The sequence below is a fragment of the Enterobacter cloacae complex sp. 2015409 genome (genome assembly GCF_041365315.1).
Classification (GTDB): domain Bacteria; phylum Pseudomonadota; class Gammaproteobacteria; order Enterobacterales; family Enterobacteriaceae; genus Enterobacter; species Enterobacter pseudoroggenkampii.
This window is the reverse complement of sequence record NZ_JBFTVM010000024.1, coordinates 1-272: the sequence shown is the minus strand read 5'-3', so window position 1 is coordinate 272 and position 272 is coordinate 1. Positions and strand designations below refer to the sequence as shown.

General features: G+C 53.3%; 1 rRNA gene. It reads left to right on the top strand.

What is annotated here, in order from left to right:
* A 23S ribosomal RNA gene (locus ACDO57_RS23380) occupies positions 1–272 on the top strand; the annotation flags it as partial.

The following is a 272-nucleotide window of genomic DNA, read 5'->3' as shown; positions in this document are numbered from 1 at the left end:
AAGACGGAAAGACCCCGTGAACCTTTACTATAGCTTGACACTGAACACTGGTCCTTGATGTGTAGGATAGGTGGGAGGCTTTGAAGCGTGGACGCCAGTCTGCGTGGAGCCGTCCTTGAAATACCACCCTTTAATGGCTGGTGTTCTAACGTAGACCCGTGATCCGGGTTGCGGACAGTGTCTGGTGGGTAGTTTGACTGGGGCGGTCTCCTCCCAAAGAGTAACGGAGGAGCACGAAGGTTAGCTAATCCTGGTCGGACATCAGGAGGTTA